This window comes from Paragemmobacter ruber, assembly GCF_009908315.1.
Taxonomy (GTDB): Bacteria; Pseudomonadota; Alphaproteobacteria; order Rhodobacterales; family Rhodobacteraceae; genus Paragemmobacter; species Paragemmobacter ruber.
This window is the reverse complement of sequence record NZ_JAAATW010000001.1, coordinates 589,512-616,210: the sequence shown is the minus strand read 5'-3', so window position 1 is coordinate 616,210 and position 26,699 is coordinate 589,512. Positions and strand designations below refer to the sequence as shown.

The 26,699-nt window shown below is 66.9% G+C and carries 26 protein-coding genes and 1 tRNA gene; 15 read left to right on the top strand and 12 right to left on the bottom strand.

Annotated features, from left to right (window positions below; all coding sequences use genetic code 11):
• Nucleotides 1-218: 218 nt before the first annotated feature.
• A complete protein-coding gene (locus GU920_RS03000; RefSeq protein ID WP_161765482.1) occupies nt 219-1,670 on the top strand; it encodes a GumC family protein in 1,452 nt (483 codons plus the stop codon).
• A 1-nt stretch (nt 1,671) separates the two neighbouring features.
• Nucleotides 1,672-2,499 (top strand): CpsD/CapB family tyrosine-protein kinase, encoded by an 828-nt coding sequence (locus GU920_RS02995; protein WP_161765481.1) that lies wholly within the window; start codon nt 1,672-1,674, stop codon nt 2,497-2,499.
• A gap of 76 nt (nt 2,500-2,575) precedes the next feature.
• Here the strand turns inward: GU920_RS02995 and GU920_RS02990 are convergent, their stop codons facing one another.
• Together GU920_RS02990 and GU920_RS02985 are read right to left on the bottom strand one after the other, a co-directional pair.
• Nucleotides 2,576-3,214 carry a VPLPA-CTERM sorting domain-containing protein gene (locus tag GU920_RS02990; protein WP_161765480.1) on the bottom strand — a complete coding sequence of 213 codons (639 nt, stop codon included), beginning with the start codon at nt 3,212-3,214 and terminating at the stop codon, nt 2,576-2,578.
• Nucleotides 3,215-3,493: 279 nt separating this feature from the next.
• Nucleotides 3,494-4,396: a choline/ethanolamine kinase family protein gene (locus tag GU920_RS02985; protein ID WP_161765479.1), complete on the bottom strand. Its 903-nt coding sequence runs from the start codon at nt 4,394-4,396 to the stop codon at nt 3,494-3,496.
• 73 nt (nt 4,397-4,469) lie between these two features.
• Between GU920_RS02985 and GU920_RS02980 the strand changes: the two genes are divergently transcribed.
• A complete protein-coding gene (locus tag GU920_RS02980; protein WP_161765478.1) occupies nt 4,470-5,093 on the top strand; it encodes a class I SAM-dependent DNA methyltransferase in 624 nt (207 codons plus the stop codon).
• A 183-nt stretch (nt 5,094-5,276) separates the two neighbouring features.
• Here GU920_RS02980 and GU920_RS02975 read toward each other — a convergent pair whose 3' ends face one another.
• From GU920_RS02975 to GU920_RS02955, 5 genes are all read right to left on the bottom strand, one after another.
• Nucleotides 5,277-7,709 (bottom strand): GcvT family protein, encoded by a 2,433-nt coding sequence (locus GU920_RS02975; RefSeq protein ID WP_161765477.1) that lies wholly within the window; start codon nt 7,707-7,709, stop codon nt 5,277-5,279.
• Nucleotides 7,706-8,596, bottom strand: a complete 891-nt coding sequence (locus tag GU920_RS02970; RefSeq protein WP_161765476.1) for a choline/ethanolamine kinase family protein — start codon at nt 8,594-8,596, stop codon at nt 7,706-7,708. Before GU920_RS02970 ends, GU920_RS02975 begins: the two co-directional genes overlap by 4 nt.
• Complete coding sequence (locus tag GU920_RS02965) at nt 8,593-10,590, bottom strand: ABC transporter permease (RefSeq protein ID WP_161765475.1); 1,998 nt, start codon at nt 10,588-10,590, stop codon at nt 8,593-8,595. The genes GU920_RS02970 and GU920_RS02965 overlap by 4 nt, the downstream gene beginning before the upstream one ends.
• Nucleotides 10,587-11,642, bottom strand: a complete 1,056-nt coding sequence (locus tag GU920_RS02960) for a quaternary amine ABC transporter ATP-binding protein (protein ID WP_328799227.1) — start codon at nt 11,640-11,642, stop codon at nt 10,587-10,589. Before GU920_RS02960 ends, GU920_RS02965 begins: the two co-directional genes overlap by 4 nt.
• A gap of 86 nt (nt 11,643-11,728) precedes the next feature.
• A complete protein-coding gene (locus GU920_RS02955; protein WP_161765474.1) occupies nt 11,729-12,700 on the bottom strand; it encodes an ABC transporter substrate-binding protein in 972 nt (323 codons plus the stop codon).
• Between the two features lie 222 nt (nt 12,701-12,922).
• Between GU920_RS02955 and GU920_RS02950 the strand changes: the two genes are divergently transcribed.
• The 3 genes from GU920_RS02950 to GU920_RS02940 all read left to right on the top strand — a co-directional run bounded on the left by GU920_RS02950 (nt 12,923) and on the right by GU920_RS02940 (nt 16,160).
• Nucleotides 12,923-13,678: a DeoR/GlpR family DNA-binding transcription regulator gene (locus GU920_RS02950; RefSeq protein ID WP_161765473.1), complete on the top strand. Its 756-nt coding sequence runs from the start codon at nt 12,923-12,925 to the stop codon at nt 13,676-13,678.
• A 127-nt stretch (nt 13,679-13,805) separates the two neighbouring features.
• A complete protein-coding gene (locus GU920_RS02945; protein WP_161765472.1) occupies nt 13,806-15,524 on the top strand; it encodes a methyl-accepting chemotaxis protein in 1,719 nt (572 codons plus the stop codon).
• 255 nt (nt 15,525-15,779) lie between these two features.
• Nucleotides 15,780-16,160 carry a hypothetical protein gene (locus GU920_RS02940; protein WP_161765471.1) on the top strand — a complete coding sequence of 127 codons (381 nt, stop codon included), beginning with the start codon at nt 15,780-15,782 and terminating at the stop codon, nt 16,158-16,160.
• A gap of 37 nt (nt 16,161-16,197) precedes the next feature.
• Here the strand turns inward: GU920_RS02940 and GU920_RS02935 are convergent, their stop codons facing one another.
• The 3 genes from GU920_RS02935 to GU920_RS02925 are packed head-to-tail and all read right to left on the bottom strand — an operon-like array spanning nt 16,198 to nt 18,179.
• Nucleotides 16,198-16,674, bottom strand: coding sequence for a DUF2948 family protein (locus tag GU920_RS02935; protein ID WP_161765470.1), 477 nt, complete (start codon nt 16,672-16,674; stop codon nt 16,198-16,200).
• Nucleotides 16,675-16,679: 5 nt separating this feature from the next.
• Complete coding sequence (murA, locus tag GU920_RS02930) at nt 16,680-17,951, bottom strand: UDP-N-acetylglucosamine 1-carboxyvinyltransferase (protein WP_161765469.1); 1,272 nt, start codon at nt 17,949-17,951, stop codon at nt 16,680-16,682.
• 9 nt (nt 17,952-17,960) lie between these two features.
• Nucleotides 17,961-18,179 carry a hypothetical protein gene (locus GU920_RS02925; protein WP_161765468.1) on the bottom strand — a complete coding sequence of 73 codons (219 nt, stop codon included), beginning with the start codon at nt 18,177-18,179 and terminating at the stop codon, nt 17,961-17,963.
• A gap of 135 nt (nt 18,180-18,314) precedes the next feature.
• Here GU920_RS02925 and GU920_RS02920 point away from each other — a divergent pair.
• Nucleotides 18,315-18,389 (top strand) — tRNA-Thr (locus tag GU920_RS02920).
• Nucleotides 18,390-18,457: 68 nt separating this feature from the next.
• On the opposite strand, the gene GU920_RS02915 is transcribed toward GU920_RS02920, so the two are convergent.
• On the bottom strand, nt 18,458-19,255 hold the full coding sequence (locus GU920_RS02915) for a sulfite exporter TauE/SafE family protein (protein WP_161765467.1): 798 nt from the start codon (nt 19,253-19,255) through the stop codon (nt 18,458-18,460).
• A gap of 228 nt (nt 19,256-19,483) precedes the next feature.
• Between GU920_RS02915 and hisD the strand changes: the two genes are divergently transcribed.
• The 8 genes from hisD (at nt 19,484) to GU920_RS02875 (ending at nt 25,469) form a co-directional block, all read left to right on the top strand.
• Nucleotides 19,484-20,785 carry a histidinol dehydrogenase gene (gene hisD, locus GU920_RS02910; protein ID WP_161765466.1) on the top strand — a complete coding sequence of 434 codons (1,302 nt, stop codon included), beginning with the start codon at nt 19,484-19,486 and terminating at the stop codon, nt 20,783-20,785.
• 199 nt (nt 20,786-20,984) lie between these two features.
• Nucleotides 20,985-21,461, top strand: a complete 477-nt coding sequence (locus GU920_RS02905) for a UPF0262 family protein (protein ID WP_161765465.1) — start codon at nt 20,985-20,987, stop codon at nt 21,459-21,461.
• Nucleotides 21,462-21,526: 65 nt separating this feature from the next.
• A complete protein-coding gene (locus tag GU920_RS02900; protein WP_235933130.1) occupies nt 21,527-21,934 on the top strand; it encodes an arsenate-mycothiol transferase ArsC in 408 nt (135 codons plus the stop codon).
• Complete coding sequence (locus GU920_RS02895; protein ID WP_161765463.1) at nt 21,931-22,341, top strand: ketosteroid isomerase-related protein; 411 nt, start codon at nt 21,931-21,933, stop codon at nt 22,339-22,341. Before GU920_RS02900 ends, GU920_RS02895 begins: the two co-directional genes overlap by 4 nt.
• A complete protein-coding gene (locus GU920_RS02890) occupies nt 22,338-22,946 on the top strand; it encodes a GNAT family N-acetyltransferase (protein ID WP_161765462.1) in 609 nt (202 codons plus the stop codon). Before GU920_RS02895 ends, GU920_RS02890 begins: the two co-directional genes overlap by 4 nt.
• A gap of 80 nt (nt 22,947-23,026) precedes the next feature.
• Complete coding sequence (locus tag GU920_RS02885) at nt 23,027-24,112, top strand: GSCFA domain-containing protein (protein ID WP_235933024.1); 1,086 nt, start codon at nt 23,027-23,029, stop codon at nt 24,110-24,112.
• On the top strand, nt 24,109-24,939 hold the full coding sequence (locus tag GU920_RS02880; RefSeq protein WP_161765461.1) for a hypothetical protein: 831 nt from the start codon (nt 24,109-24,111) through the stop codon (nt 24,937-24,939). Before GU920_RS02885 ends, GU920_RS02880 begins: the two co-directional genes overlap by 4 nt.
• Nucleotides 24,940-25,208: 269 nt before the next feature.
• Nucleotides 25,209-25,469: a glycine zipper domain-containing protein gene (locus tag GU920_RS02875; RefSeq protein WP_161765460.1), complete on the top strand. Its 261-nt coding sequence runs from the start codon at nt 25,209-25,211 to the stop codon at nt 25,467-25,469.
• A gap of 119 nt (nt 25,470-25,588) precedes the next feature.
• On the opposite strand, the gene GU920_RS02870 is transcribed toward GU920_RS02875, so the two are convergent.
• Complete coding sequence (locus tag GU920_RS02870) at nt 25,589-26,686, bottom strand: aldo/keto reductase (protein ID WP_161765459.1); 1,098 nt, start codon at nt 26,684-26,686, stop codon at nt 25,589-25,591.
• Between the last annotated feature and the right edge of the window lie 13 nt (nt 26,687-26,699).

Sequence of the window (26,699 nt, the reverse complement as noted above, 5' to 3'; positions counted from 1 at the left end):
TTGCACGGCGCATTCAAAAACAGTGGGATGCCGGGTGGACCAAGGCTAGTCAACTAGTATTAATGTCAGCACTGGACGAAGGAAGAGCTTTGGGTCATGCGGACGAGTGACAGGGATCGGCCGGTCCGGCCGGTTGAGGATGGGCGTGGGATGGGCGGCTCTGAACATCAGCACGGTTTGGCTGCGCGGGCGGCGGATGGTCTCTGCGGGGGGCGGCGATGACGGATGTTGCCCCGGTGCAGGTGGATCTGCCCTTTTTCCTGTCGCGCGCGCGGCGCTGGATGCTGTTGTTTTTGCTGGTTTTCGGCGTGATCTCGGGGCTGGGCCTGCTGATTGCGGCGGCCCTGCCCACGGTCTATCGGGCCGAGGCGCTTTTGGTCGTGGAATCGGAACAGATCCCGGACGAGCTGGCGGCATCGACGGTGCAAACCAATGCGTCCGAACAGCTTCAGATCATTGAACAGCGGGTTCTGTCGCGCGATGTGCTGATCAGCCTTGCGGATCGTTTGCGCATCTATGCGTCGGAAGGGCGCCCCGGGGCCGATGCCCTGTCTGCGGGCGATATCGTGAGCGATCTGCGCAGCCGCATCCTGATCGGCCCGTCCACGGATGGCCGCAACGCCACCCCTACGGATGCGCTCTTGGTCCGTATCGGGTTTGATTCCCCCAATCCCGACGTGGCGGCAGCCGTCACGAATGAACTGGTGACCTTGATCCTGCAGGAGGATGTGGCCACCCGCGTCCAGCTTGCGCGGCAGACACAGCTGTTCTTCGAACAGGAAGTGGACCGTCTGGAAAAGGACCTTGCCGCCCGGTCGATCGAGATTCAGTCCTACAAGGAGCAGAACATCACGGCGCTGCCTGACAGCCTGATGTTCCGCCGTCAGGATCTGGCCGTGATCGAGGAACGCATGGTTCAGCTGGACCGCAGTCGCCGTGTGCTTTTGGATCAGATCGACCGTATTGACCGGCTGACCGGCGGGCAACCTGCCGCAGAGGACGCACCCGCCGATGCCGAAGCGACCAGTCCGCGCACCGGCTTGACCACACGGGACGTGCGGCGCGGCGATCTGGTGACGGAGCTTGGCTATCTTGACGAGGAGCGGGAACAGCTGGTGGCCCGGGCCGAGGAACTGCGCGCCACCATCGCCGAGACGCCCCGCGTGGGTATCCGGCTGGAGGCGATGGAACGCGATTATCAGAATGTGCGCAGCCAGTATGACCTTGCCATCGGCAACCTCGCCAAGGCCGAGATCGGGGAACTGATCGAAAGCATGGCAAAGGGCCGTCGCATCAGCGTGATCGAACAGGCCGTGCGTCCCGACCGGCCCTATAGCCCGAACCGGCCGCGCATCGCGCTGATCGCGATCGTCGGGGCGCTTGCCGCCGCGACGGGGCTGATCATGGCGCTGGAGATGCTGCGCAACGTCGTGCGGCGGCCCGAGGACATCGTGGCGGTGGCCGGGGATCGCATGGTGATGACGCTGCCGCATGTGCGCACGCAGCGCGAGGTGGTGGCGCTTTGGGTGGCGTGGGGCGCGATCGGCATCGCGGTGTTCGCGCTGGTGGCCTTCGCGCTGATGTTCCCGGATGAGGTGGCGCGGCTTAAGGCCGCTGTGGTGGACAGGGCGCGCGAGATGCTTCCCGCGCGTCTGGGTGGGGGGTTCTGATATGGCTGTCGAACGCGTGCAATCCGCCATTGCCCGTGCGCGGGCCCAGCGGGAAAGCCGGAGCGAGGCCTTCGATCCGAGCGATCTTTCTATGGTCGAAGACGATGATGACATCATCGAAGCCTTCGAGCCCTTGGATTGGAACGCGCTGCCGAAATCGAGCATGACGGAACGCATCCTTGACCGCGCCCGGATCGTGACGGCTGGCCTTTCGCAGAACGCGACGGCCTTTGACATGCTGCGCACCAAGGTGTTGCAGCGGATGAAGGCCGAAGGCTGGAAGCGCATCGCCATCACATCGGCCGACAAGAATTGCGGCAAGACGACGGTGGCTATGAACCTGGGCTTCAGCCTGTCGCGCCAGCAGGAGTTGCGCACGATCCTGATCGACGCCGATCTGCGCCGCCCGTCGCTGGCCCGGGCGATGCGGCTGTCGCCGAAATCGGGCTTTGCGCAGGTGCTGACCCGCGATGTGCCGCTGCCGCAATCGCTGATCCGGGTGCGGGATAATCTTGCTGTGCTTTCGACGCGGAACCGCAGCCTGAATTCGGCAGAGCTTTTGCACAGCGAAGGCGTGCCGGGCGTTCTGAAGGAGATCGAACGCGCCTACAGGCCGGATGTGGTGATCTTTGATCTGCCGCCCCTGATGGAGGCCGATGACACGCTGGCCTTTCTGGGCAATGTCGATTGCGCGCTGCTGGTGACCACGGCCGAACATACCACATCTGCGCAGATTGATGCCTGTGTGCGCGATATCTCGGCCCGGACGGCGCTGGTGGGCATTGCGCTGAACAAGTACCGGGCGGTCGGCGCGGTGACGGGCTACTGATCCAGACGGCCCCCGGACGGGCCGCGCAAAAGAAAAGGGGCGCCAGAGGCGCCCCAGATTGCGATGGGTTCCGCCCTCAGGCCGCCGCGAACTTGCGGCGACGCGAGAGACCGGCAAGCCCGATCAGCGCAGTGCCCAGAAGCAGGACACCCGCAGGCAGCGGAACAACGCTGATGGAGCCTTGGATGATCACGTTACGCACGTTGGGGTTGTTCACGCCCGCGCCGAAGACCACCGGCCCGGCGTTGGCGAAGGTCACGGTCACAAGACCCACGCCCGGCACGTTGATCGGGGCGATCGCATCCCAGACGAGGTTGCCGTTGTTGAAGCGGCCCGAGAAATCGGTGGTGAAGCCCGAGCCTTCGCCACCGCCGATGAAGGTGACGGCCGGGGAGAGGAAGCTGAGCGTGCCGGTGATGTCGAACAGGTCGGGAACGAAGGGGTCGATCTGGGCCGAGGTGATGCGGAACAGATTGAAGAAGACCGGCCCGGTATTGGGCGTCACCACGATGTTGGGCGATGCGATCAGCGACGGGGCCAGCGCACCGGTCGCGATGCAGCCGCTGGACGTGCCGTCAGCGACGCGGCAGTTCGAAATCGTCACCGACGATGCCGCGGTGTTCACGGCAAAGTTCACGGGCGCGGCCTGTGCGGCGCTGCCGATCACGACGGCGGCGGCAAGGGCCTGAAGGCAGGTCTTGGCGTATTTAAACATTCTTAATCTCCCCGTGCAGAGGGCATCGAACCCACCGCCACAATGCAACCAGCGTTAAGACTTGTTAATGACATATTCATTGCAGGAAGAAACCCTTTTCCGATCGGTTGGCAAGAAATCTCTGCCAGTGCGGATTTTCAACACAGCGATTGTGGAAATGGCACCACCTTTGCGTGTGCTGTGGAGGGGGCCTGTCGCGCGAATGGGCAGAGCCGGTGGGAAAGTGTACATGCGCGGTTCTGAATGATTCGTTGCCGCAGCGCGCCTTTGGTGCAGGCGTCACCGCCCGCGGCGGACAGCGTCCAGATGGGCGCCGAAGCCGGGGGTTTGCATCAGCGCGCGGCAGCGGGTGAAGCGGTCATCGGCATAGGCGAGGAAATCGTCGGCCGGGTTGCCATTGGCGTGCTGGATAAGCCCCCATAACGTCCACAGCAGATCGCACATCGCCTTGTAGATCACCATGCGGCCATGGTCGGCGGGATGGGGAGGGCCGCCGAAATAGGTGTGCAGCAGGCTTGCATCCTGCGCCGCGTCAAAGCCTGCCTCGACCGACAGATCGCCCAGATCCCACATGGGATCGTTCATGCCGGAATATTCCCAATCCACGATCCACATGCGGCTGCCGGTATCGAGGAAGTTTTCACACAAAGGATCGCAGTGGCAGGGAACAAGGGCCACGGGATGGGCGGCGAGGGCCTTTCGGGCGGCTTGCGCATCCGCCAGGGCATCGGCGTAACCTGTTGGCAGGGATACGGATTTCGTGCCGAGAAGGGCAGAGTATTCGTCGATCATGGCGAAAAGGTCGAAGCGCGCGGGGAACACCTCGCCGCTGTCATGAAGCCGCCGGAAGGCGCGTGCCGCGCGGTCCGGGCTGCCTGTCCGGCTGCGGAAAAGGTCGGGCGTCATGGTGACGGTGTCGGGGATGAAGCGGGTGACCATGAGGCCGGTGGCGGGATCGGCGTGGATAACCGGGGGGGCGATGCCCGCGCGGGCGGCGGCGCGGGCGGCGGCGGCTTCGTTTTCGCGGTCGATATATTCGGCCGTGCCTTCGCCGGGGATGCGCAGGATGTGATCGCCCAGCTGCCAGACCCGGTTCGTCAACCCGCCCAGGCGGCGCGGCGTGCCGGTAAAGCCTTGAATTGCCGGGATTGTTGCGGCGATGGCGGCGATGTCATCGGTCATGTCTGGCCCCGTCGTTGCGTCTGGGGCCAGTCTGACGCAAGCTGGCGCAGAGGCAAAGCGGGGAGTTGGGCCAATGGCGCAGGGCAAGCATGACGGGCATCTGGGCGCGGTCTATGACGCCCGCGCGCCCGAGGATGTGGCCGCGATTTATGACGGCTGGGCCGGCACTTACGATGCCGAGATGGCCAAGGCCGGGTATCGGCACCCGGCGGTGGGGCTGGCGCTGCTGGCCCGTCATCTGCCGCGCGGGGCGGGGCCGGTGCTGGATGCGGGCTGCGGGACGGGATTGCTGGGCGATTGGCTGGGGATCCTGGGCTTTGCGCCGGTCGAGGGGCTGGATCTGTCAGAGGGGATGCTGGCGGTGGCGCGGGCCAAGGGGGCCTATGCGCGGCTGCATCATCTGGCGCTGGGGCGGGAATTGCCGTTTGTTTCCGGGCAGTTCGCGGGCGTCATCTCGACCGGGGTGTTCACCACGGGGCATGTGGGGATCGAGGGCGTGCCAGAGCTGGTGCGGATCACGGCGGCGGGGGGGCCGATCGTGCTGACCGTCAAGACGACGCTGTGGGACGCAGGCTTTGGCGCGGCGCTGGAGGGGATGGCGGGCGTGGCGGTGGTGGAGCGGACGGCACCCTATGTCTCGATGCCCGGGGAGGCGGGGACGGTGCCGTCGCTGGCGGTGGTGCTGCGGCGGGGGTAGGCGTAGTGCAAGTGCCTGCGGGCGCTGTGTTTATTCCGCGTCTGGCCGGTTTCTGAACGTGCAGGAACGGGTGCAGGAACGGGTGCAGACGGGCGTGCATACGCACGGGTGGCGCGCAAAGCGTTAACCATGACGACAGGGAAGGGGCGCGGGCGTGATTCGCCCGTGCCTTCCAGCAGGGGGTCAGGCGCGGATGCGCAGGCCTTCGGGATCGTGCAGGGGGCGGAGCGCCAGCGTCGCGGGCAGGGTGTCGCCCGCCACCACCAGCGCATAGCGGCCGGAGGTGAGCCAGTCATCGGCCACGCCATCCGGGTTGCGCACATAGCCGTAGCCGATGCCCTGACCGACCGTGTAGCCATAGCCGCCCGAGGTGAGATAGCCCACGGGTTCGCCATCGCGCAGGATCGTTTCGCGCCCCACCAGCACGGCATCGCGGTCGGTGGTGAAGCCTGCGAAGCGTTTGGTGAGCGGTTTGGTCTGTGCTGCCTCCAGCGCCGCGCGGCCCATGAAGGGGGTGTTGGAGCGCAGTTTGACGGCCCAGCCCAAGCCCGCCTCGAACGGCGTGTCATTGGGGGTGATGTCGGAGGACCAGGCGCGGTAGCCCTTTTCCAGACGCAGGGATTCGAGCGCGCGATAGCCCACGGGGCGGATATGCGCGCCGCCTGCCTGCATCAGCGCGTCGAATACGGCGCCGGTCTGGGCGAGGGGGGTGTGCAACTCGCACCCCAGTTCGCCCACATAGGTGACGCGCAGGGCGCGGACGGAGGCCCCGGCGATGGTGATGTCGCGGGCATGGCCGAAGGGGAAGGCGGTGTTGGAGACGTCTGCATCGGTGACTTTCGCCAGCACGTCGCGGGCCATGGGACCCATGAGGGACAGGGTGCCCCAGTCTTCGGTCACATCCGTCAGGGTGCAGCCCGAAGCGGGCAGGTGATCGGCGATCCAGGCCATGTCATGGGTGCGGAAGCCCGTGCCGGTGACGATGTAGAAGCGGTCTTCCGACAGGCGGGCGACGGTCAGATCGGCCTCGATCCCGCCGCGGGTGTTGAGAAGCTGGGTATAGGTCAGGCGGCCCACATCGCGGGCGACGCGACCCGCGCAGATCCATTCCAGCGCCTCGGCCGCCCGGGGGCCGGAGAGTTCGTATTTGGCGAAGGAGGATTGGTCGAAGATGCCCACCTTTTCGCGGACATGGGCGTGTTCCTGCCCTACGGGGGTGAACCAGTTCTGGCGGCCCATACTGTAGATGTCGTGGGCGTCCATCCCTTGCGGCGCGAACCAGTTGGGGCGTTCCCAGCCGAGTTTGGAGCCGAACACCGCGCGGTGATCCTTGAGGCGCTGGTAGAGGGGCGAGGTGATGCGGGGGCGGCCGCTGGTGTATTCCTCATGCGGGAAGCCGATGGTGTAGTGTTTGCCATACGCCTCCATCGTGCGGTCAAAGACCCATTGGCGGTCTTTGTGCAGGCCGGAGAAGCGGCGGATGTCCACGACCCAGAGGTCGAGCGGCGCCTCATCCCGCATGACCCATTCGGCAAGGACCCAGCCAGCGCCGCCCCCGCTTGCGATGCCGAAGGCGTTGAAGCCCGCGCCCACGAACATGTTGGCACATTCCGGTGCGGGGCCGAGGATGAAGTTGCCGTCGGGGGTGAAGCTTTCCGCGCCGTTGATCATCTGCTTGACGCCCGTCTGTTCCAAGGCGGGGACGCGGGCGATGGCCTGTTCGAGGTGCTGGGCGAAATGGTCATAATCATCGTCGAACAGGCGGAATTCCCAGTTTTTCGGGATATCGCCCGTGACCCAGCCTTGGGGGTTGGGTTCATAGCCGCCCATGACGAGGCCGCCGACTTCCTCCTTGAAGTATGTCCTGCGGTCGGGGTCGCGCAGGGTGGGGGCGTCGGGGGAGAGGCCGTCGATTTTCTCGGTGATGATGTATTGGTGTTTGACGGGTTGCAGGGGGACGGTGATGCCGGCCATGGCGCCGATCTCGCGCGCCCACATGCCGCCGCAGTTGACGACCTTTTCGCAGGTGATCGTGCCTTGGGTCGTGTGGACGGCGGTGATGCGGCGGCCATCCATGGCAAAGCCCGTGACGGTGACGCCTTCATGCAGGCGTGCGCCATGCATCCGCGCGCCCTTGGCGAGCGACTGGGTGATGTCCGACGGGCTGGCCTGCCCGTCGGTGGGCAGCCAGCTTGCCCCCACCAGATCGGAGGTGTCCATGAGCGGCCACATGCGTTTCACCTCATCGGGTGAGATCAGGTGCATCTCCATCCCGAAGGAGCGGGCGGTGGTGGCGAGGCGGCGGTATTCGGTCCAGCGGTCGGGATTGGTGGCAAGGCGCAGGCAGCCCGTCATCTTCCAGCCGGTATCAAGGCCCGTCTCGGCGGCGAGGCCCTTGTAGAGTTCCACCGAGTATTTGAGCACCTTGGTGATAGAGGCCGAGGCGCGCAGTTGGCCCACAAGGCCCGCGGCGTGCCATGTGCTGCCCGAGGTGATCTGCCCCTGTTCCAGAAGCACCACATCGGCCTTGTGGTCGCGGGCGAGGTGGTAGGCGGTGGAACAGCCGATGATGCCGCCGCCGATGACGACGATCTGGGCATGGGAGGGGAGGGTCATTTGGCGCTTCCGTATGCGGAGTGGTATTGGGTGAGGGCGGCGTCGAGCTTGGTGAGGTTTTCGCGCGCGTAAGTCGCGTAATCGGCCCCCGGTGCGGCGAGGTGGAGGTCGGAGACCATGGCCCACATCGCCTCGCGCAAGAGGCTCGCGCATTGCATGGCATCAAAGGCGCGGCGGAGGGGGGGGGCGGGTCTTTCGCCGAAATAGGCGAGGAGCAGGCGGTCGGTCTCGAACGGGGTCATGTCCGCGTTGGAGGCCGCACCGGCAAGGTCGAACAGCGCGGTGCCGAAGCCTGCATATTCGTAGTCGATCAGCCAGAGGCGGGTGCCATCGTCGAGGAAGTTGGCAGGCAGCAGGTCGTGATGGCCGAAGATGAGGGGCAGGGGGATTTGGGCGGCTTCCAGTTCGGTGGCGAGGTTCAGAAGGGCGGGCAGGTCGGGGGTGAAGGGGCTGTCGCCCGCGTGGAGCGTGCGGGCATAGTCGCGGATGACGTGGAAGGGCCAGAACAGGAAGGCCGCGCCCGCGATATGGGCGGGCATCTGGTGGTGGAAGCGGCGCAGAAGGTCGCCCACGCGTTCGGGGTTGGCGCGGAGGTCTTCGGGGCCCCAGGTGCGGGCGGGCAGGTATTCCACGACCGACACGCCGGGGGCGGCGTGTTCGACGGCAGGGCCGAAGCCTGCGGCATGGGCGGCGCGGGCCACCATCACCTCGCGCGTGCGATCGACGTGGTGGAAGGGGAAGTCGTGGCCAAAGCGGACGACATGGGGGCCGCGCGCATCGGTGACCTTCCAGCTTTCGTTCGACAGGCCCCCCAGCAGGGGTTCGGCGGTGATGGGGCCGGTGAAGGGAAGGGCGCGGAGTTTGGCGGGGATCATGTCGGCTGTCATGCGGGCCCCCCGAGGCCGAGCTTGCGGCGCTGCGCCTCGGCGGCGGCGTGGATCAGGCGGTCGGCGATGATGGCGATGAAGGCGATGGCGAGGCCCGCGACAAGGCCGTTGCCGGGATTGGCCTTGGTCAGCGCGATGTACACGTCTTGCCCAAGATCGCGGGTGCCGACGAGGGCGGTGATCACCAGCATGGCCAGCGCAAACATGATCGTTTGATTTAGGCCCAGAAGGATTTCGGGCAGCGCAAGGCGCAGGCGGATACGGGTGAGGATCTGCCAGTCGGTGCAGCCCATGGCGCGGCCTGCCTCGATCAGCCTTGGGTCCACACCTTGCAGGCCCAGCACGGTGTAGCGGATGGAGGCGACGATGGCATAGGCCACCACCGCGATGAGGGCGGTGAAATCGCCCACGCGAAACAGCATGACCACGGGCATGAGGTAGACGAAGGAGGGCAGGGTTTGCAGCGTGTCGATGAGGGCGCGGGTGATCGTCCATGCGCGGTCGCGGTCGGCCACAGCGATGGCGATGGGCAGGCCCAGCGCCATGGCGATCAGGCTGGCGATGCCGCAGAGATAGACGGTGATCATCGCCTTTTCCCATTGCCCGGTGGCGGCGATGAGAAAGGAGAGGCCCCCCGTCAGCAGGGCGAGCCGCCAGCCGCCCAAACGCCAGCCGGCAAGCGCAAGCAGGGCCACGACGGCCAGCCATGGCAGCGACAGGAGGAAGCGCTTCACCGGGATCAGGAGGCCGAGGAGGATGGCGTTCTTGATCGCCTCGAGCGTGTCGAAGAAGTTGACGTTGATCCATTCCACCGCCGCCGCCCAGAAGGGGCTGGTCGTCAGGCGGGCGGCTTCGGGATAGGTCTGGATGGCGGGGATCAGCTGGCCCATCAGGGTGGTCGCCACGATCAGGGCCAGCGCGGCGGCGAGATAGGGGTGGCGGTGCAGGGCGTTGCCCGCGGGACGCGGGCCGCGGCTGCGGCGGGCAAGCGCCTGTGACAGCCGGTCGAGCGTGACGGCCAGCGCCACGATGGCCAGCCCCGCCTCGAGCCCCGCGCCGAAATCGAGGCGGCGCAGTGCGTTCAGGACATCGAAGCCAAGCCCGCCCGCGCCGATCATCGAGGCGATGATGACCATGTTGAGCGATTGCATGATCACCTGATTGACGCCCACCAGCAGGGGTTCGCGCGCGGATGGCACCAGCACCCGCCACGTCATCTGGCGGGGGGTGCAGCCCACCATGCGGCCGAGGTCGTGGATTTCCGCCGGCACGCGCTGCAGGGCCAGCGTGGTGATGCGGATCATCGGCGGCATGGCATAGATCAGCGTGGCGACGATGGCCGCCGTGGGGCCGAAGCCGAAAAGGATCAGGATCGGCACCAGATAGGCAAAGACCGGCATGGTCTGCATCAGGTCGAGAAAGGGTTTCAGCGCGCGGTCGAGCCACGGGGTGCGCCATGCGGCGATGCCGATGAGCAGGCCACCTACCACGCCTAGGGGGACGGCCACGACGATGGAGGCAAGCGTGACCATGGCGCTTTGCCATTGGCCGAAGACGGCGATGAAGGTCATGCAGGCGGCGGCGGTCAGGGCCAGCGGCAGACCCCCGGCATAAAGCCCGATCAGCGCCATGAGGCCCACCACCGCGACCCAAGGCAGGGGCGGCCAAAGCTGCACGGCGCTGGAGCCTTCGCCCGACAGAAGGCCGGTGGCGAGGAGCGACAGGACGGCGCGATAGGGCAGGTCGATCAGCGCGGCGATGGCGCGGGTGATGTCGGAAAAGGCGAGGGGGCCGAGGCTTGCCTCTTTCACCAGCCAGGTGATCGCCCCGCCGATCCAGCGCGCGGCGGGGATTTGCAGGGCCTTTGGGTATTCAAAGGCGAAGGGGGCCAGCGTCTGGCCCCATAGCCAGAGGATCGCGGCCAAGGACAGGGCGATGCCCCAGATCAGGCGCGGGCTGGCGATGGTGGGGGCGGGGGCGGGCAGGGCGGTCATCCGGCCCCGCCGAGGATGAGGGTCACCACATCTTCGCGCCGCAGGGATCCGATGATCCGGCCTGCCTGATCCACCACGGCGAGGGTGTCGGCGCCGCCGAGAAGGGCGGTGCCGGCCTCGGCCACCGTGGCGCGGGCGGGGATGCGGGGGGCGCCGTCGGGCGGGGTATCGGGGCGGGCGAGGGAGGCCACGCGCACGGCCTTGGCCTTTGGGACGGCGCGGGTGAAGTCGCGGACGTAATCGGTGGCGGGGGTGAGGACGAGGTCTTCGGGCGTGCCGATCTGTTCCACGCGCCCGTCCTTCATGATGGCGATGCGGTCGGCCAGACGGATCGCCTCGTCAAAATCATGGGTGATGAAGACGATGGTCTTGCGAAGGGCCGATTGCAGGCGGAGGAATTCATCCTGCAATTCGCGCCGGATCAGTGGATCGAGGGCGGAGAAGGGTTCATCGAGGAACCAGAGTTCGGGTTCCACCGCCAGCGAGCGGGCGATGCCCACGCGCTGTTGCTGGCCGCCCGACAACTGGCGCGGGTAGCTGGCTTCGCGGCCCGCAAGGCCGACGAGGGTGATGATCTCGCGCGCCCGGGCTTCGCGGCGGCTGCGGTCGATTCCCTGCACCTCGAGCGGGAAGGCCACGTTTTCGAGCACGGTCAGATGGGGCAGCAGGGCGAAGTGCTGGAACACCATGCCCATCTTGTGGCGGCGCAGGTCGATCATCTCGGCTTCCGAGGCGGCAAGGAGGTTCTGGCCGTTGAAGAGGATTTCGCCTGCCGTGGGTTCGATCAGGCGCGACAGGCAGCGCACGAGGGTGGATTTGCCGGAACCCGACAGGCCCATGATGACGAAGATCTCGCCCGTCTGCACCGACAGGTCTACCGCGCGGACGGCGGGGACAAGGCCCGCTTGCAGCAGCGCATCGGGCGCGGGATCGCGGCCGAGATGGGCGAAGGCCTCATCCGCGCGGGCGCCGAAGACCTTCCATACGTTGCGGCAGACGAGTTTTTCGGCAGGGCTTGCGGCGGGGGATGTGGCGGGGGCGGGCGTCAGCACGGCGGCTGGTCCTTCGGGCGAGACAGCGGAAGCGGGGTGGGGGGCGGCGCTGGTGTACCGCGCCCCCGGGGGCGAAGGCGCGGGCCTTACTGGGCGATCCAGCCGCTCCACCGTGCTTCGTTCGCGGCCATCCAGTCGGCGACCACGGCTTCGACCGTTTTGCCGTTGAGGTCCACCTCGGCGATCATGTTGCCCATTTCCTTGTTGTCCAAGGTGAAGGCCTGAATGGCCTTGTGCGCGCCGGGCCATTTGTCCTTGAGCCCCACCCAGCCTGCCTTCCAGATCTCACCAAAGGGTTTGCCGCAGTCATGCGTGGCGTCGGGGTTCAGGCTGACGGCGGGATCGGTGTAACATTCGACGGAATAGGTGGGGAATTCGACGAATTCGCCCTCATATTTCGCGGGGGCCCAGTGCGGATCGTAGATCCACAGGATGATGGGAGCCTTGCGCTGATAGGCGCTTTCGAGTTCGGCGAAGAGCGCGCCGTCGGTGCCGGCATGGATCACCTCGAACGGCAGGTCGAGGGAGGCGATGCGTTCCTCGTCATAGCCGCCCCAGGTGACGGGGCCGCCCAGATAGCGGCCCTTGGGCGCGGTCTCGGCGGTGGAGAAGGCCTCGGCGCAGGCGGGGTCTTTCAGCGCTTCCCAGTTGGGCAGGCCGGGGCAGAGTTCCTTCATGTAGGTGGGATACCACCATTCTTCCTTGGCCTTCATGCCGGTGGGGCCGAACACCTCGACATTTCCTGTGGCGACGGAGGCATCGAGCGCGTCGCGGGCGGTGGTGTCCCACAGTTCCATCGCGACATGCAGATCGCCGGATTCGAGGCCGGGGAATTGGGCGAGGTAGTCCGCCTGCACGTATTCGACGCTGTAGCCCGCCTTTTTCAGCACCTCGCCCATCAGTTGGGTGGTGATGAGCTGGCCGGTCCAGTCATGCAGGGTGAGCTTGATGGGATCGGTGGATTCTTGCGCCGCGGCGGCGAGGGCCGTGCTGGCGGTCAAGGCGGTGGCGAGGGCAAACGGGCGAAGACCGGAACGGAACGGTGAGGAACGGCGCATCGTGAACTCCCTGCGATTTGTTTTTGGGGCAGTTTTCGGGGCAGCTTTTGCCGCGCCGGGATATCGCTGGAGGGAAGGTTACGCGAAGGCAACGGCAGGGTGTCAAATGGATTCTGGGCGGACTTGCGATTTTGCTGACCGTTTGATGGGGTAGGATTGTGTATTCGGTCATGTTATCCACGGAATACGGTCAACTTCGGTCAGTGGGTGAAAGGAAGCGGCATGGTTTCGCGGCGTCAGGGCGAGCTTTTGAAACTGCTGGACGGGCGGGGGATGTTGCCCATTGCCGAAGTGGCGGCGGCCTTGGGGATATCGGCGGAAACCGCGCGGCGCGACATCCGCGCGCTGGTGGAGGCCGGATCGGCGGTGCGCAGCCATGGCGCGGTGGGGCTGGCGGGGCAGACGGGCGAGGCGCCCTTTGACCGGCGGATGCGCGAGAATGCGGCGGGCAAGCGTGCGATCGCGCGGGCGGTGGCGGCGGGGATCGCGGATGGCGCATCGGTGATGCTGGACACCGGCACGACCACGAGTTTCATCGCGCGCGCGCTGCTGCGGCACCGGCGGCTTGTGGTGGTGACCAATTCATCCGACATCGCGCGCATCCTTGCCACGGTGAACGGCAACCGCGTCTTCATGGCGGGGGGCGAGTTGCGCGGCGATTCCGGCGCGGCGCTGGGGGCATCGGCGCTGGAGTTCATCGGGCGGTTTTCGGTGGAACATGCCATCATCTCGGCCGGGGCGGTGGATGCCGGGGGGGTGATGGATTACGACCTGCAGGAGGCCGAGTTCGCCCGCGCCGTGCTGACCTGCGGGGCGCAACGGGTGGTGGCCACGGATGCCACGAAGTTCGGGCGGCGCGGGGTGATCCGGGTGTGCGGCTTTGCCATGGTGGATGCGCTGGTCACCGATCAGCCGCCGCCGCCCGACCTTGCCGCTGCGCTGCGCGGGGCGGAAACGGCGGTGCGGATTGCCGGATGAGGCCCGCCGGGCGCCCGCCGTGCCCATCCATCCGAATGGCTGTAGCGGGCATGGCCACATGATAGTGGGCTAAAGCCCATGGGCCGATCGTCGTTCCGATAGCGAAGTTCTTTGCTGGAGGTGGCGAATGACAAGTGCGGAACAGCCCAATGCTTGGGAGTCGATGACGGCTTTCGAGACGATCGAAATTCTCTCCAATCCCATCATGGTCGCAGATCGCCAGATGCGGATCGTCTATGTGAACGAAGCCGGGTATCGCATGTTCGAAGCGATCGAGGCCGATATCCAGCGCGACCTGCCGCATTTCCATGCGCGCGAGGTGGTGGGCAAGTCCATCGACGTGTTCCACAAGAACCCCCATTACCAGCGCGGCATCATGGACAAGATGACCAAGCCGCATGATGGCAAGTTCACCATCGGGGGGCGCAACCTCGGCTTCAAGGCGACGCCGCGCTTCAGCCCGGACGGATCGCTGAACTGCGTCTTTGTCGAATGGCAGGACATGACCATCGCGATGGAGGGGCGCCGTCAGATCGAGATGATCATCAACGACATCCGCACCATGGCGGTCGATCATGCGGAGGGGCGGATTTCGTCTTATCTGAACCCCGAGAAATTCGATGCCGAGCTGGCCGATCTGGCGCGCCGCGTGAACCAGATGGTCGAGGATCACATCATCACCAAGAAGAAGGTCATCGCCTGCGCAGAACGCTATGCGGCGGGCGATTTCGCCTATCGGCTGGAGCCGCTGGGCGGCGAGCGCGTGTTCATCAACAAGGCGATGGATGCCGTGCGCGACAACTTCATCGCCGTGGTGGAGGAGATCAAGTCGCTGTCCACCGCCATCGTGGACGGGCGGCTTGACCGCGAGGTGGATACCGCCCGCTTCGAGGGCGAATTCCGCGTGATCGTGGCCGCGTTCGAACAGGCCTACAGTTCGCTGAACGATACCTTCGGCACTGTCACCGCGCAGGTGTCGCAGATCGCGACGACGGTGGATCAGATCGCGCAGTCGGCGCAGGCGCTGGCCAACAGCGCGCAGGTCACCTCGTCCTCGGCGGATGAGGTGTCGTCCTCGGCGCAGCAGACGGATGCGGCGGTGCGCAGCAATGCCGCTTCGGCCATCGAGGCGCGCAGCCTGATCAAGTCGTCGTCGGAGGTGGCGCAGCAGGGCCGCGTGAAGGTGGATGAGATGGTCCAGACCATGGACATGATCCGCACCTCTTCGCAGGATATCGGCAAGATCATCAAGGTGATCGACGAGATCGCCTTCCAGACCAACCTGCTGGCGCTGAACGCGGCGGTGGAGGCCGCGCGCGCCGGCCAGCACGGGCGTGGCTTTGCGGTGGTGGCGCAGGAAGTGCGCAACCTTGCCGCCCGGTCCGCGCGTGCGGCGAAGGAGACGTCGGAACTGATCGAGGCGTCCACCGACCGGGTCGCCATCGGCGTGAAGGTGGTGTCGGACACCCAATCGTCGTTTGACCAGATCGCGGGCGGGATCGAACAGGCCGCGCAGCGCATCAACTCCATCGCAGATGCCAGCGACGAACAGGCGCGTGGCGTGGCGCAGATCAACCTTGCCATCAACGAGGTGGCGAAGGCGTCGGTGGAGACAAGCTCGCAGGCCGATCAGCTGGCCGCGGCGTCCGCCGAGATGCAGAGCGCGACCGAAAGCGTGCGGGGCGCGCTGGGCCGGTTCCATCTGCGGCGCAGGCTGCCTGCCGGGCTGGATCTGGCCGGGCTGAACGCGCGCGGCCTGCCGCCGGAGCTGATGTCGCAGATCATGACCATGGTGTCGCGCCATGGGGCGGCCCCGACGGGCCTGCCGCAGGCCAAGGCAAGCTGATCCCGGGACGGGGATGGGAGAACAGGGCCGCCCCCCGTGCGGGGGCGGCCCTTTTCGCATGGCGCGCGGGGCGGGACATTCATAACTGTTGACGCAGGCGCGGACAAGGCAGAGCCTTGATCGGGAGAGGGCCTAGAAAACGTATTGATTCCAGAGTTTTGTCCAGCGCCCGATCAGACTTTGGTCCAAACCCTTTGCAAAGAGATCACCATGCGCCCCTTGTCCCATATCTGTGCCGGTCTTGTGTCTTTATTCATGGCGACGGCAGCACCGGCGGCCGATTTCACCGTGCCGGTTGATGAGAATTTCTCGGAAGCGAGTGTGGAGTTCCGGGGAACCTTCGGTGAGGTCTACACTTTCGTGTGGAATGTCTTCGCCGATCAGGGACAGTTTGCCGTCTGCGGTTCGGGCAAGTTGCTCAACCACCGCTTCCGCCAGTTCATCCCCAAGATCGCGCGGGACGGCGAAGTCCGAGTCGCGGGGAAAGTCTACAAGGTGGATTTCAACTATTTCACCCAGGTGAAAGGGCGGACGAAGCTGGAGAATTCGGTCGCGACCTGCCGGTTCATCGGCCCCGCGCCCAACCAGACGGAGATGTTCGAATTGCGCTTTGCCCCCGGGACGTTCCGGGGCTGAGGCGGCGGGGGCTAGCGCCCTTTGGGGGCGGGGCGACCTAATCCCGATGTTCGGGCTTGCGGCGGCTGGGGGCGAGGTAGGGTTTGGTGACATCGTGCAGCGTCACCTCCAGCGCCTCGACCTCCACCCGCACGGCGCCGTCGCCAGCGAGGACCAGCGTGACCGCGCCCGTGCCATCGGCGCCCGGCGCCCAGTCGAGCGACAGGATCGACAGCACCGTTTCGGGATCGCCCCGGTCGATGCCTTGTGACCGCACGGCCAGCGCATCCTCGATCACCAGAAGCGCGCGCACCCGTTCATAGGGGCGGCGCGCGGCTTCGGCGGCGTCGCGGTCTTCCCAGCGGAAGCGGTTGATCAGGCAGGCAAAGCGGCGCTTGGCGCGTTCCCATTTGAGATCGGCCCCGGTGAGGACGGCATCCTGCACCAGCGCCGAGATCACCTGCAGGTCATCGCCATCCCGCGCCACCAGATTGAGCGGGCCCGCCTCGCCATCTTCGAAACGCGCATCCGCCATGGGTGTCAGTTCCCCTTGATCCGTTCGATCTGAGCCCCGCAGGCGCGCAGCTTTTCTTCCACCCGTTCATAACCGCGGTCGAGGTGGTAGACGCGGTTGACCACGGTTTCCCCTTCGGCCGCGAGCCCGGCGAGGATCAGGCTGACGGAGGCCCGCAGGTCGGTGGCCATCACCGGCGCGCCGCGCAGCTTTTCCACGCCGGTGACCGTGGCCGTGCCGCCATGCACGTCGATCCGCGCGCCCATGCGCATCAGTTCGGGGGCGTGCATGAAGCGGTTTTCAAAGATCTTTTCTTCCAGCACCGAGACGCCTTCGGCGGTGCAGAGCAGCGCCATCATCTGGGCCTGCAGATCGGTGGGGAAGCCGGGGAAGGGTTCGGTTGTCACGTTGACGGCGCGCACCCGGCCGTTCTTGCGCGCGACCTTCACGCCGCGTTCGGTTTCGGTCACGCTGATCCCGGCGGCATCGAGTTTTTCGGCAAAGGCGCCGACCAGTTCGATGCGCCCGCCCAGACATTCCACCTCGCCGCCGCAGATCGCAGGGACGAGCATGTAGGTGCCAAGTTCGATGCGGTCGGTCACCACGGGATGGGTGGCGCCGTGCAGGCGATCGACGCCCTGCACGGTAAGGGTGGCGGTGCCTTCCCCTTCGATCTGGGCGCCCATCTTGCGCAGGCATTGCGCGAGATCGACGATCTCGGGTTCGCGTGCGGCGTTCTTCAGCACGGTCGTGCCACGGGCCAGTGTGGCGGCCATGAGCGCATTTTCGGTCGCGCCGACGGAGACGAAGGGAAATTCGATCACCGCGCCCTTGAGCCGCCCGCCCGGGGCGCGGGCGTGGACATAGCCATCGCGCAGGTCAAGCTCTGCCCCCATCGCCTCCAGCGCCTTGAGATGCAGGTCCACCGGGCGCGCCCCGATGGCACAGCCGCCGGGCAGCGAGACGACGGCATGGCCGTCGCGCGCCAGCATCGGCCCGAGGACGAGGATGCTCGCCCGCATCTTGCGCACGATGTCGTAATCGGCGCGGTGGTTGTCGATGTCATGCGACGACATGGCGAGCACCAGCCCGTCTTGCAGGCTGGCCACTTCCGCCCCCAGCGATTGCAGAAGCTGCGTCATGGTGCGGATATCGGACAGGCGCGGCGCGTTGGTCAGCGTGAGCGGCTCGTCGGTCAGAAGGGTGGCGGGCATCAGCGTCAGGCAGGCGTTCTTGGCCCCCGCGATCGGGATGGCGCCGTTGAGCGGCCCGTTGCCCTTGACCAGAATAGAATCCATCCGCCTGCCTCACATATCTTCTGCGGGGGGCGTGTCCGTTCCCGCCGCTTTTGCCTCATTGCCCGCCCGTGCCCGCGCCTGCGCCTTGCGGCGCGCCATGTTCGCCTTCAGCGCCGCCTTGAGGCGCGCCTCCCGCGTCGTCTCTGACGTGGGGCGCCCCGTTTTGCCAGGCCCCGCCTTTTCGGCTCCTGTCGTTTCGGCCCTTGGATCGCTGGATTTCGGGTTCATCGCCCCCTCCTATACGATGGCGGGACAGGGGTCCAGATTGCGCCGCGCGACCGGGCGAGTTTGCACTTGCACCGCCATCCGAAGGCGGCTATTCACCCGCCACGCCGCGCGGGACGCCCCGCATCCGGCCACGGCGCTGCAGTAGCTCAGTGGTAGAGCACTCCCTTGGTAAGGGAGAGGTCGAGAGTTCAATCCTCTCTTGCAGCACCATCCTTCTCCCTTGAAAACTTGAGGAACGACCTTCCGCCGCGGGATGTGTGCGGGACGGTGCGCGTCTTTCAGGACAGCGCGCGTGCGAGGGCGAGGAAGGGGTCGGTGCCGATCAGCGCGCGGCCGAGGAGGTTTACCCCGACGATCAGCAGAGCCCATGTGATGACGCGGTAGAAGGTCCGTTCGCTGACCATGCCGACGGTCCGCTTGCCGATATAGACGCCGAGGATCGCGGCCGGGGACAGATAGGCCAGCGTTTCGAGGCTTTGCAGCGTGACCTGACCTGTCAGGGCGTAGGGGCCGAGTTTCACCGCGTTCAGGACCGCGAACAGGATCGTCGTGGTCCCCGCATAGGCCAGGCGGTCGAGGCCCAGGGGTTGGACATAGACCTGATAGGGGGGCGCGCCGGCATGGCTGATATAGCTGGTGAAGCCGGTGATGGTTCCCCAGAACAGGCCCGGTCTGACCCGTGGCGCGCGCGGGACCGTTGCGGCCTTGGGGCCCGTCAGCATGTAGAGGGCGAACAGGATGCCGATGGCGCCCACGAGCCCGGTGATGATGTCGTTGCCGCCGGGCAGATGGGCCGATGTCCACGGGATCACGGCCCAGCCGATCAGCACGCCTGCGATCCCCGCCGGGATGAGGATGGTGAGCACCCGGCGCGCATAGCTGTGCCTGTAGGCCCATAGCCCGAAGGCATCGCTCACGATATAGACCGGCAGGAGCAGGCCCGCCGCGGTAAGGGGATCGACGACGAGGCTGAGGAGCGGGACGCTGAGGTTGCCGACGGCGGACCAGCCTCCCTTGGCGAGGCCCACCAGAAAGGCGACCGCGACGGCGATCAGCCAGAAATCCCATCCTTGCACGGTTCGTCCCGTCTTTCTGACTTTGTCGGTTCTGGCCGCCGATCCCCGCGCGGATTGGCGCGCGGATCGGCGGCCTGTTCGGCTGCACCCTAAGCCTTTGGCCGGGGGGCGGCCAGCGCATAAGCGGCGGCGCCCGGGGGCGTGGGGCTGCCCACAAAGGCGCGCCCTGCGGGTTGAGTGCCTGCCGGGCGCGCGCTAGATGGGGCGCACCTGTTGGAGGCTTGGCCCATGACCTTTTTCCTGTCCACCCGCGATGCCGGTTTCGAGGCGGAGTTTGCGCGGCTTCTGTCGATGAAGCGGGAAGAGGCCGAGGACGTGGATCAGGCGGTGGCGGCCATCATTGCGGATGTGCGGGCGCGGGGGGATGCGGCGCTGATCGAGTTGACCGCGCGGTTTGACCGGCTGGAGCTGACGGCGGACGGCCTTGCCTTTTCGGAGGCCGAGATCGAGGCCGAGATTGCCCGGGTTTCCGCCGAGGATCGGGCGGCGCTGGAGTTGGCGGCCGCGCGCATCCGGGCCTATCACGAAAGGCAGCGCCCAGAGGATGCAAGCTGGACCGATGCGGCGGGGGCGACACTGGGCTGGCGCTGGACGCCGGTTTCGGCGGCGGGGCTATATGTGCCGGGGGGGCTGGCGTCCTATCCGTCCTCCGTTCTGATGAATGCGATCCCGGCCAAGGTGGCGGGGGTGGGGCGGCTGGTCGTGACCTGCCCGACACCGGGGGGGGTGGTCAATCCGCTCGTCCTGCTGGCGGCGCGGATCGCGGGCGTCGATGCGATCTACCGCGTGGGGGGCGCGCAGGCGGTGGCGGCGCTGGCCTATGGCACGGCGACGATTGCGGCGGTGGACAAGATCACCGGGCCGGGCAATGCCTATGTGGCGGCGGCGAAGCGGCGGGTGTTTGGCCGGGTGGGGATCGACATGATCGCGGGGCCGTCGGAGGTTCTGGTCATCGCGGATGCGGACAATGACCCCGATTGGATCGCGCTGGACCTGCTGTCACAGGCCGAGCATGACGAGAGCGCGCAGGCCATCCTGATCACCACGGATGCGGCCTTTGGCATGGCGGTGGCGGGCGCGGTGGAGGCGCGGCTGGAGACTTTGGAGCGGCGGGCCATCGCGGGGGCAAGCTGGCGCGACAACGGGGCGGTGATCGTGGTGCGCGATCTGGACGAGGCCGCGGATCTGGCGAACCGGATCGCGGCGGAGCATCTGGAGATCATGGTGGCGGACCCCGAGGCGCTGGCCGCGAAGATCCCCCATGCGGGGGCGATCTTCCTTGGGGCGTGGACGCCCGAGGCGATCGGCGACTATGTGGGCGGGCCGAACCATGTGCTGCCCACGGCGCGGTCGGCGCGGTTTTCCAGCGGTTTGAATGTGCTCGATTTCATGAAGCGGACGACGATGGCGCGGATGACGCCCGAGGCGCTGCGCGCCATCGGGCCTGCGGCAGAGCGGCTGGCGATCAGCGAGAGCTTGCAGGCGCATGGATTGAGCGTGCGGGCGCGGCTGGATCGGTTGAACGGCTAGGGTCTGGCGGCGCGGCATCCAGCGGGTGGGACCCTGTCGCGGATCAAGCGCGGGGTCTGCGGGGTATCGGCGTGGCGCGGGTGATGGTGGCCCCTTGCTTTGCCCTTGGCCGTGCCTTGCACCGGCATGAGCCCCCATCGCCCTTGCGCTGCGGGTTGCGGTCGGGCATCACCCTTTGGGTGTAAGAGGGGTCTGCCGGATGAACCGCATCTGCCATATCGAGATCGACGAGCGGGGGCTGGCGCGGCCGACGCCGGAGATCGAGCAGGAACGCCGTGTGGCGATCTTTGATCTTCTGGAGGAGAACTCCTTCGCGCTGCCGGTGCGCGAGGGGCGCGAGGCGGTGACCGGGCCCTATCGGCTTGGCCTTGCGATCCGCGAGGGGCGGCTTGTCTTCGACATCGGGTCGGAGGCGGGCGAGAAGGTGGGGGAGTTCCACCTGAGCCTCGGGCCGTTCCGGCAGGTGGTGAAGGATTACTTCCAGATCTGCGAGAGCTATTTCGAGGCGGTGAAGCGCCTGCCGCCCAGCCAGATCGAGGCGATCGACATGGCGCGGCGGGGCATCCACAACGAAGGCGCGCGCGTGCTGCAGGAGCGGCTGGAGGGCAAGGCCGAGGTGGATACGGATACGGCGCGGCGCCTGTTCACGCTGATCTGCGTCCTGCACTGGGGCTGATCTTGGCAGGAGCGTTTCCGACATCGGTTCTGTTCTGCTGCGACCACAATGCCGTGCGCTCGCCCATGGCCGAAGGGTTGATGAAGCAGATGTATGGCCAGAAGGCCTATGTGCAGTCGGCGGGTGTGAAGAATGACATGGAGGTGGATGGCTTCTCCATCGCCGTGTGCAAGGAATTGGGGATCGAGTTGTCGCGCCACCGGTCGCGCAGTTTCGAGGAGATGCAGGAATGGGGGGATGATCTGAGCCAGTTCGATCTGATCGTCGCCCTGTCGCCCGCGAGCCAGAGAACGGCGCTGGAGTTGACCCGGTTCTACCATCTGGACGTAGAATACTGGCCGATCCTTGATCCCACGGGCCTTGGCGAGAGCCGCGAGGCGAAGCTTGCGGCCTATCGGCAGGCGCGGGACCAGATCCGGGATCGGATGATCGCGCGGTTCGGGCCGCCAAAGGAAGAGGGACAGACGGAATGAGCCGGACGGAAGCCATCGCCCTGATCGGGCGCTATTATGCGGCGTTCAATGCGGGCGATGCGGCGGGCATGCTGGAGTGCGTGGCCGAGGATGTGGAGCATCGGGTGAACGAGGGGGGCATCCGGCGGGGCCGGGCGAAATTCGCCGAGTTCTGTTCGCATATGGGTGTGAGCTATCGGGAAGAGTTGAAGGACATGGTGATCTTCGCGAGCGATGACGGGGCGCGGGGGGCGGCGGAGTTCGTGGTGCATGGCGCATATCTGCAGACCGATCCGGGCCTGCCCGAGGCGCGGGGCCAACGCTACATCCTGCCTGCGGGGGGGTTCTTTGACATCCGCGATGGCAAGATCGCGCGGGTGACGACGTTTTACAACCTGAACGACTGGATCGCACAGGTTTCCGCATGACGCGGGCCGCGCTGCCTGCGGGGATTTCGGTGCGTGCCCTGCAGGGCGCGGCGCTGGAGGCGGCTCTGGACGATGTGGCGCGGCTGCGCATCGCGGTGTTCCGGGACTGGCCCTATCTTTATGACGGGTCGCTCGACTATGAGCGGCAGTATCTGGCCACCTATCGCGACAGTCCTGGCGCGCTGCTGGTGGGGGCGTTCTTCGGGGATGTACTGGTGGGGGCGTCCACCTCGACCCCGATGGAGGATCACGCGGGCGAATTCGCGGCCCCCTTTGCCGGGCGCGGGGTGGCGTTGGAGCGGATCCTGTATGGCGCGGAATCGGTGCTTTTGCCGGAGTATCGCGGCAAGGGGATCGGGCATCGCTTTCTGGACCTGCGCGAGGATCATGCCCGGGCCCTTGGGCGGACGCATGTCGCCTTTTGTTCCGTGATGCGCCCGGAGGACCATCCGCTGCGGCCTGCGGCCTATCGCAGCAATGATGCCTTCTGGCGGGGGCGGGGCTATGCGCCGCTGCCGGGCGTGGTGGCGGAGTTCGCGTGGAAGGATATCGGCGAGGCGGGCGAGACGGTGAAGCCGTTGCAGTTCTGGATGCGGGCGATCTGACGGCGGATGCTGCATGGCATTTGACGGCGGGCGTGGGGGCGGGCAGACTCGCCCCCATACTCGGTAGCCGGAGTGACCCCTTGTCGCGATCGCCTTATCAGAAACTGGAGCGGCGGGCGTTCTGGCGGTTCGGCGTCGAGGCGCGCGGGGCCATCGCGGAAGCCGGGATGTTCCGGCCCAGCTTTGCCATTGGCCCCGACACGCGGGTGGCGACGGCCGGATCCTGCTTTGCCCAGCATGTGGGCCGCGCGCTGCGGGCGGCAGGGGTCGAGGTGATCGACAGCGAGCCTGCGCCTGCCTTTGTCTCTGACCGGGTGGCGCGGGATCACGGCTATCGCCTGTTCTCGGCCCGGCATGGCAACATCTACACTGCGGCCCATCTGGCGCAGCTGGCCCGCGAGGCGTGGAAGGGGTTTCGCCCGGCGGAACCGGTCTGGACGCTGGGGGAGCGGTTCGTCGATTCCCAGCGCCCGTCGGTGGAGCCTGCGGGCCTTGCCTCGGCAGAGGAGGTGGCGCTGCACCGCGCGCGGCATCTGGCGCAGCTGCGGGCCGCCTGGGGGGCGGCGGATGTGTTCGTCTTTACCTTCGGGTTGACCGAGGCCTTTTGCCACCGCGACAGCGGCACGGTCTTTCCCATGGCCCCGGGCGTGATCGGGGGCAGCTATGACCCTGCGGTGCATGGATTTGTGAACTTTACCGTGGCCGAGACGGTGGCGGCCTTTCGGGCCTTCATGGCGCTGGCGCGGGCGGCAAATCCGGCGATGCGGTTTCTGATCACCGTATCGCCTGTCCCCCTCGCCGCGACGGCGAGCGGGGATCATGTAGAGGTGGCGACGGTGCGGTCGAAATCCATCCTGCGCGCGGCCTGTGACGAGATCCTGCGCGCCGAGGAGGGGGTGGACTACTTTCCGTCCTACGAGATCATCACCTCGCCTTCGTCGGGCGGGCGGTTCTTCGCGCCCAATCTGCGTGACGTGACGGAGGAGGGGGTGGCCACGGTCATGGCCACGCTGCGCGCCAGCTATGGGCTGGGCGGGCAGGGTGTGGAAGCATCGGGCGCGGAAGAGCGGCAGGTGCCGGGCGCGGGCGGGGCAGATGCGGCGGCTGAGGATCTGCGCTGCGAGGAGGTGCTGCTTGGCCGCTTTGCCGGCACGGCCACGGCATGAGGCGGGTTCTTGTCTACGGCAATTCCCATGTCGCCGCGTGGCAGGCGGCGTGGGAGGGCTGGACGGAGGGGCGACCGGCGCTTGAGATGGCGTTCTTCAGCCTACCGGAGCGGATCTTTCAGCGGTATCGTTTCCGCGCCTCGGGCCGGTTTGCGGCGCGGCGGTCGGTCACGGCAGAGGAGTTGGACCGGGTCCGCGCGATCAATGCGGGACAGGTGGAGTGCCACCCTGCCGATGCCGATGTCGCCGTCTGTGTCGGGCTGTCCTGGGCGCCGGAGCGGGCGATGGGCTTTGCCGCGCTGGGGGATGCCCCCGGCATGGGGCCTGCGGTGCGTGACGGAGCGCGCGCGCTGTTCAGCGCGGGCTTCGTGGAGGCGGCCTTTGCGGAAGCCTGCGCCGAGACCTGTGCCGCGTGGCCCCTGCCGCCCCGGATGGCGGGGCGGACCGTCGTCTTCGGCCGCCCGATCTATGCCGAGACCTGCCTGCGCAGCACCCATCCCCTTTATGCGCCATGGCGGGACGCGGCCGCATGTCCGGAGGCCGCCCGCGCGTTCCTGATGCGCTATGCCGACCGGCTGGCGGTGCGGGCGCGGGAGGCGGGGGTCGCGTTCATCGCCCCGCCGCCGGATGTGGCCGGGGCGGGCGCGTTGACGCGGGCGGGGTATCTGGCTGCGGGGGGCGGCGGGGTAAACCCCGATGCGCCGGGCGCGCGGGGCGATCACAGCCACATGAACGCGGCCTATGGCCGGGCCTGCATCCGGCATCTTCTGGCGCATCTGGCGGGGGCTGAGGTGGGGGACGAATCTGCCACCGCCACCGCGCGCTGACAGGGGGCAGCGGGTTTCCGCCCGCCTGCTGCGCGCCAGAGAGATGCGCCAGCGCCTTGTTTTCTTGGCCTTTCTGCAGCGATCGGCGAGAAATGGGCAGTTTTCGGATGGCGGCGGGGCGGATTGTTGCGGGGCGGATTTCGAGGGCTATATTCGACCCATGCCGGACGCCGCCTGCGCCCCGCCGCCTGTTGCGGAAGGGTGCGAGGGACGAAAGGTGAAACATTCGGAGGTTACATAAGATGACGTACTCCAATCGAGGCATTGCGATGAAAAAGACGATCCTTCTTGCACTTCTCGGCCTTGGCGCCGCGGCATGTGTTCCCGCGGATCAGGCCACGCTGGGCGGGGCCGCGACGGGCGCGGTGCTTGGGGCGGCGGTGTCGGATTCCGATGACCGCGTGGAAGGCGCGATCATTGGCGCCGCCGTGGGCGGCGTGGCCGGGAACCTGATCGGCCGGGCCAATACGCCCAATGACTGTATCTATCAGGATGCCTACGGCCGCCGCTACGTGGCGCGCTGCCAGTAAGGTTGCATGCCCGGTTGAGATGCCGGATGAGGCAAGGCCGGGCCGCGGTGCAAGGCACCGCGGCCCGGTTTTTTGTTGGGATCGAGGGCGCGGTGCGGGGCACGCGGCCAGGTTTCCTGTCAGGCCGGGCTGTCTTGCCAGCCCGTGACATCGTTGCCGCCAAAGATCATCTGGCGCAGGGCGGGATGCGTGAGTGAGGCGGAAAAGCCGGGGGCCGGGGCGCTGGCTGCATCGAGGCGGGCCATCTGATCGGCGGTAAGGATCACATCGCTGGCCGCGATATTGGCGGCCAGTTGCGCCGGGCTGCTGGCGCCGATCAGGGTGGAGGTAACGCCGGGGCGGGCCATGACCCAGGCCAGCGCGATCTGGGCCAGCGCGATCTGGGCCGGGGGGCGATCCTGTTCCTGCGCCACGTCGCGCAGGGTGTCGAGGATATCCCAGTTGCGGGGGGTGAACTTACTGTCGCCAAAGGGGTTGGGGCCGGAGAGGCGGCCTGTGTTTGCCGTGTCGCCGCGGCGGTATTTGCCGGTGAGAAAGCCACCGGCGAGCGGGCTCCATGGCATGACGCCCATCCCTGCCTCGCGCGCGGCAGGGATATGTTCGGCCTCAACATCGCGGGCGACGAGCGAGTATTCCACCTGAATTGCGATGGGGCCGGGGATGCGGCGTTCGGTGGCGATGGTGGCGGCCTTCATCGCCAGCCAGGCAGGCATGTCGGACAGGGCGTAGTAGCGGATCTTGCCGGCGCGGACGAGATCGCCAAGGGTCTGGACGATTTCCTCCACCGGGGTGACGCCGTCCCAGATGTGCATCCAGTAGAGGTCGATGTGATCGGTTTGCAGGCGGCGGAGCGAGGCGTCGAGCGCGCGGTGGATGTTCTTGGCCCCTGCGCCGCCCGCATGGGGATGGCCGCGCCCGGATTGGGTTTCAAGCGGGCTTGCACTGGCGTTGAAGCCGAACTTGGTGGCGAGGACCATGTCATCGCGTGACCGGGTGTCACGCAGGAAACGGCCCACCAGCGCCTCGCTTTCGCCACCGGAATAGATGTCGGCCGTGTCGATGAAGTTGCCGCCCGCATCGCGGTAGGCGTCGAAGATGGCGCGGGCGGCGGTGTCATCGGCGTTCCAGCCGCCGGGGCCGAAGGTCATGGTGCCAAGGGCGAGGGGGCTGACCACAAGGCCCGAGCGGCCGAGGGTGCGATAAGCGGTGAGGGGCATGGGGCATCCTGTT

Bases quoted from the DNA above. Each gene is read 5' to 3' on its own strand.
- GU920_RS02965 (WP_161765475.1), bottom strand. From the start codon at position 10,590: ATGACCGCCCTGCCCGCCCCCGCCCCCACCATCGCCAGCCCGCGCCTG.
- GU920_RS02950 (WP_161765473.1), top strand. From the start codon at position 12,923: ATGGTTTCGCGGCGTCAGGGCGAGCTTTTGAAACTGCTGGACGGGCGG.
- GU920_RS02905 (WP_161765465.1), top strand. From the start codon at position 20,985: ATGAACCGCATCTGCCATATCGAGATCGACGAGCGGGGGCTGGCGCGG.
- GU920_RS02890 (WP_161765462.1), top strand. From the start codon at position 22,338: ATGACGCGGGCCGCGCTGCCTGCGGGGATTTCGGTGCGTGCCCTGCAG.
- GU920_RS02900 (WP_235933130.1), top strand. From the start codon at position 21,527: ATGGCCGAAGGGTTGATGAAGCAGATGTATGGCCAGAAGGCCTATGTG.
- GU920_RS02990 (WP_161765480.1), bottom strand. From the start codon at position 3,214: ATGTTTAAATACGCCAAGACCTGCCTTCAGGCCCTTGCCGCCGCCGTC.
- GU920_RS02980 (WP_161765478.1), top strand. From the start codon at position 4,470: ATGGCGCAGGGCAAGCATGACGGGCATCTGGGCGCGGTCTATGACGCC.
- GU920_RS02940 (WP_161765471.1), top strand. From the start codon at position 15,780: ATGGCGACGGCAGCACCGGCGGCCGATTTCACCGTGCCGGTTGATGAG.
- GU920_RS02895 (WP_161765463.1), top strand. From the start codon at position 21,931: ATGAGCCGGACGGAAGCCATCGCCCTGATCGGGCGCTATTATGCGGCG.
- GU920_RS02880 (WP_161765461.1), top strand. From the start codon at position 24,109: ATGAGGCGGGTTCTTGTCTACGGCAATTCCCATGTCGCCGCGTGGCAG.
- hisD (WP_161765466.1), top strand. From the start codon at position 19,484: ATGACCTTTTTCCTGTCCACCCGCGATGCCGGTTTCGAGGCGGAGTTT.
- GU920_RS02870 (WP_161765459.1), bottom strand. From the start codon at position 26,686: ATGCCCCTCACCGCTTATCGCACCCTCGGCCGCTCGGGCCTTGTGGTC.
- GU920_RS02955 (WP_161765474.1), bottom strand. From the start codon at position 12,700: ATGCGCCGTTCCTCACCGTTCCGTTCCGGTCTTCGCCCGTTTGCCCTC.
- GU920_RS02975 (WP_161765477.1), bottom strand. From the start codon at position 7,709: ATGACCCTCCCCTCCCATGCCCAGATCGTCGTCATCGGCGGCGGCATC.
- GU920_RS03000 (WP_161765482.1), top strand. From the start codon at position 219: ATGACGGATGTTGCCCCGGTGCAGGTGGATCTGCCCTTTTTCCTGTCG.
- GU920_RS02995 (WP_161765481.1), top strand. From the start codon at position 1,672: ATGGCTGTCGAACGCGTGCAATCCGCCATTGCCCGTGCGCGGGCCCAG.
- GU920_RS02945 (WP_161765472.1), top strand. From the start codon at position 13,806: ATGACAAGTGCGGAACAGCCCAATGCTTGGGAGTCGATGACGGCTTTC.
- GU920_RS02985 (WP_161765479.1), bottom strand. From the start codon at position 4,396: ATGACCGATGACATCGCCGCCATCGCCGCAACAATCCCGGCAATTCAA.
- GU920_RS02970 (WP_161765476.1), bottom strand. From the start codon at position 8,596: ATGACAGCCGACATGATCCCCGCCAAACTCCGCGCCCTTCCCTTCACC.
- GU920_RS02935 (WP_161765470.1), bottom strand. From the start codon at position 16,674: ATGGCGGATGCGCGTTTCGAAGATGGCGAGGCGGGCCCGCTCAATCTG.
- GU920_RS02875 (WP_161765460.1), top strand. From the start codon at position 25,209: ATGAAAAAGACGATCCTTCTTGCACTTCTCGGCCTTGGCGCCGCGGCA.
- murA (WP_161765469.1), bottom strand. From the start codon at position 17,951: ATGGATTCTATTCTGGTCAAGGGCAACGGGCCGCTCAACGGCGCCATC.
- GU920_RS02925 (WP_161765468.1), bottom strand. From the start codon at position 18,179: ATGAACCCGAAATCCAGCGATCCAAGGGCCGAAACGACAGGAGCCGAA.